This is a genomic window from Blastococcus sp. CT_GayMR20 (genome assembly GCF_004570345.1).
Genome location: NZ_SPQM01000267.1, coordinates 1 through 3,283 on the forward strand (window position 1 = coordinate 1; position 3,283 = coordinate 3,283).

Here is a 3,283-nt window from a genome sequence, read left to right on the forward strand (position 1 = left end):
GCCGTCGGCCCGTACGCGGGGCTGCACGCCTCGTGGCGGCGCTCGTCGTCGGGCGAGCCGACGCCGGTGCTCTGACCTGGGGTCCTAGGCTCCGCGGCGTGTCCTCCGCAGCGCCGTCGTCCTCGGCCGGTCGTACGCCGCCCATGCCCGCCGTGGTCGCGGTCGCGCTGGCGCTGATGAGTGCGCTCGTGCCCGGCTTCTTCGTCCTCATCGCGCTCGGGTTCTCGGGCGGGCAGTTGTCCGCCGTCGAGTGGGGACTGCTGCTCATCCCCGCGGCCCTCACGGTCGGCCTGGTCGCGGGCGTGGTGCTGCTCCTGGTCGGACGGTCCTGGGGCCTCCTGACCGTGGCCGCCGGCGCGCTGGCCCTGCTCATCGTCGGCGGGACCGTCTTCGGCGGCTGGGCCGAGGGCGCACCCGTCTTCGCCCTGGTCTCGGCGCTGTTGCCGGCGGCCGCGGCCGCCCTCGCCGCCCGACCGGTGGTGCGCGGCTGGGTCGCCGCTCGGCGGGCGGAGCGCTCCGGGGAGTGAGCTGCCGGCGTCCGCCCGACCCGCAGGTGGGCGTCCTACGCTGAGCAGTCATGCCGTCGTCGTCCTCCCGGAGCCGGGTCCCGACGCGCCGCTCGCCCCGTCCCGCGCCGCGATCCGGGCCCGCTCCCGTGCCCGAGCGGCCGATGGTCGTGCCGTTCGCCGCGTTCTTCGGCCTGGTGGTCGCGGCCGAGGACCTCTACCTCGCGTGGCTCCTGCTCACGCCGGAGACCGGCTGGGACGCGTTCGCGCTCGTCCCGGCGTTCCTCGCGGTCCTCGCCGTGGCCGCGGCCGTGCTCGTCCATCTCGGCCGGGCGCGCAGCTGGCTGCTGCTCGCGGTCGCCGCCGCGGTGCCGCTGGCCGGTCTGCTGGTGCTCACCGTCTTCTTCGCCGCGCTCGGGGGCGGGCTCGCCTTCTGGTCCGGCGTGCTGCTCATGGTGGGCCCGCTGACCGCCCTCGTCCTCGCGCTACGGCGGCCGGTCCGCGAGTGGACGCGGCCGTTGCGGGCGAATCGCTCCCCGGTGGGACGGCGCGCTGCGGGGTCGGCCCGCTAGCGTCGCGACCGTGAGTTCGCAGAGCGGCGCCCCCGCATCCAGCACCGAGACCGCTGTCGTCGTCGTGGGAGCGGGGCTGGCCGGTCTCGTGGCCACCGCCGAGCTGGCCGACGCCGGCAAGCGGGTCGTGCTCGTCGACCAGGAGCCCGAGGCGTCCTTCGGGGGCCAGGCGTTCTGGTCGTTCGGCGGCCTCTTCCTCATCGACTCCCCGGAGCAGCGCCACCTGCGGGTCCACGACTCGCTGGAGCTCGCCCGCCAGGACTGGTTCGGCACCGCGGGGTTCGACCGCACCGAGGACCACTGGCCGCGCCGGTGGGCCGAGGCGTACCTGCAGTTCGCGGCGGGGGAGAAGCGGTCCTGGCTCAAGGAGCAGGGCATCGGCTTCTTCCCGATCGTCGGCTGGGCCGAGCGCGGGGGGTACACCGCGACCGGGCACGGCAACTCGGTGCCCCGCTTCCACATCGTCTGGGGCACCGGGCCGGCCATCGTGGAGGCGTTCGCCCGCCGGGTCCGGGCGGCGGTCGAGGAGGGCCGCGTCGAGCTGCGCTTCCGGCACCGCGTGCACGAGCTCGTCGTCACCGGCGGCGCGGTCACCGGCGTCCGGGGTGCCGTGCTCGAGGACAGCTCCGTCGCCCGCGGCGAGGCCAGCTCCCGCACCGAGGTCGGCGACTTCGAGATCACCGCGCAGGCCGTCGTGCTGACCGCCGGGGGCATCGGCGGCAACCACGAGCTCGTCCGCAGCAACTGGCCGGCCCGCCTCGGCCCGGCGCCCAAGCGGATGCTGTCCGGTGTTCCCGCGTCCGTCGACGGCCACATGCTCGAGGCGACCGAGGCCGCCGGCGCGAGCGTCGTGAACCGCGACCGCATGTGGCACTACACCGAGGGCATCGCCAACCACTCGCCGGTCTGGGCCGGCCACGGCATCCGGATCCTGCCCGGGCCGTCGTCCCTGTGGTTCGACGCGACCGGCAAGCGGCTGCCGGTGCCGCTGTTCCCCGGCTTCGACACCCTCGGCACGCTGGCCCACATCGGGACGACCGGCTACGAGCACACCTGGTTCATCGCCACGCAGAAGATCGTGGAGAAGGAGTTCGGGCTCTCCGGCTCCGAGCAGAACCCCGATCTGACCGGCAAGGACATCCGGCTGCTGGCCACGCGGGTCAAGGCCGGCATGGCCGCCCCGGTGCAGGCGTTCGTCGACCGCGGCGAGGACTTCGTCGTCGCGAGGACGCTCCCGGAACTGGTGGCGGGGATGAACCGGATCACCGGCGGGACGCCGGAGCTCGACCTGGGCCAGATCGAGCGCGAGATCGTCTGCCGCGACCGGGAGATCGCCCACCCGTTCGGCAAGGACATGCAGATCGCCGCCATCCGCGCGGCGCGCAACTACCTCGGCGACAAGCTCATCCGCGTCGCGCCGCCGCACCGGATCCTCGACCCCGAGGCCGGCCCGCTCATCGCGGTGCGCCTCAACATCATCACCCGCAAGACCCTCGGCGGGCTGGAGACCGACCTCTCGGGCCGGGTCCTGCGTCCCGGCGGCGACGTCTTCCCCGGTCTCTACGCGGCCGGGGAGATCGCCGGGTTCGGTGGCGGGGGCATGCACGGCTACCGCGCGCTCGAGGGCACGTTCCTCGGCGGTTGCATGTTCTCCGGCCGGGTAGCCGGACGCGCTGCGGCGGCGGCCGTATGAGCGGACAGGGGCGTGAGCATCGCAACGAGGAACGAGCGAGGAGCGGAGCGCCCCGCGGGAGCGAAAGGGTGACGGCATGAGCAACCCCTGGGCCGATCCGTCCACCCCGACGGAGCCGGGCCCGCCGTACTCGGGCCCGCCCGGGACGACGCCCCCGCCGTCCTACGGCTCGCCGTACGGGCCGCCCGTGTACGGGCCGCCGGCCTACGGGGCCGGGCCCTACGGCTCGCCCTATCCGCCGCAGCCGTACGGCTACCCGGCGCAGTGGTACGCGCCACCGCCCCCGCGGCGTCCCGGCCAGCTGATCACCGCCGCCGTCCTCGCGTTCGTGCAGTCCGCGATGGTGCTCATCGCCTCCCTCTACGTCTGGTTCTTCGCCTCCCTCGCCGACTTCGTGGTGCAGGAGTCGCAGGGCGGTTTCTCGCCGGCGACCGCGGACGCCCTGGCGACGGAGGGGACGGTCGTCGCGATCGTCCAGCTGGTCTCCTGCGCGCTGCTGGTGGGTGCCGGCA

Annotated in this window: 3 protein-coding genes and 1 pseudogene; all 4 read left to right on the forward strand. The window is 74.7% G+C overall.

The window, feature by feature from the left end; genetic code table 11:
* Window positions 1-98 precede the first annotated feature (98 nt).
* Entirely contained in the window at window positions 99-527 is a 429-nt protein-coding gene (locus tag E4P40_RS27085; RefSeq protein ID WP_135161389.1) for a hypothetical protein, read from the forward strand.
* A 128-nt stretch (window positions 528-655) separates the two neighbouring features.
* On the forward strand, window positions 656-1,078 hold the full coding sequence (locus E4P40_RS27090) for a hypothetical protein (RefSeq protein WP_135161390.1): 423 nt from the start codon (window positions 656-658) through the stop codon (window positions 1,076-1,078).
* A gap of 10 nt (window positions 1,079-1,088) precedes the next feature.
* On the forward strand, window positions 1,089-2,771 hold the full coding sequence (locus E4P40_RS27095; RefSeq protein WP_135161391.1) for an FAD-binding dehydrogenase: 1,683 nt from the start codon (window positions 1,089-1,091) through the stop codon (window positions 2,769-2,771).
* 76 nt (window positions 2,772-2,847) lie between these two features.
* A pseudogene (locus E4P40_RS27100) lies at window positions 2,848-3,283 on the forward strand (hypothetical protein); the annotation flags it as partial.